We start from the raw sequence: 392 nt of genomic DNA, 5'->3' as shown, positions 1-392 counted from the left end.
ACCCCGACCACCGTCGTAACCGATGACCCGGCTCGCCTGGATACTACCGGCCTGACCCTGTCCGCCACCGGCACCGTTCAGGAAGGCGGTGACATCGTCTACACCGCCCGCCTGACCAATCCGGCTGGCAGTGAAATGAAGATCACGCTGAGTAATGGCGAGGTCATTACCATCGGCAAAGGTCTGTCGGAAGGCAGCTTGACCTTCCCGGCCCCGCAAAACACCGTTTACGTAGATGGCGGCAACGTCAGCGTCACCGTCACAGGCACTACCGGCGGCGACTTCGAGCATCTGGAAGTCAGCCCGACTGCGGCTGTCACTGCCGTCACCGACAGCATCGACACTTCGACCGTAACCCTGACCGCGACCTCGAGCGCGGTCGAAGGCGGTGT

The 392-nt window shown here is 62.5% G+C and carries 1 protein-coding gene; it reads left to right on the top strand.

Annotation, left to right across the window (positions count from 1 at the left end):
- The coding region (locus ACKLLE_RS27145) for an immunoglobulin-like domain-containing protein (RefSeq protein WP_420059615.1) at positions 1–392 on the top strand (392 nt) is incomplete at both ends.

Origin of the sequence: Pseudomonas bharatica (assembly GCF_048586865.1) — a bacterium.
Lineage (GTDB): Bacteria > Pseudomonadota > Gammaproteobacteria > Pseudomonadales > Pseudomonadaceae > Aquipseudomonas > Aquipseudomonas bharatica.
Note: the sequence above shows the minus strand (reverse complement) of the source record. Positions and strands in the feature narration are given on the sequence as shown.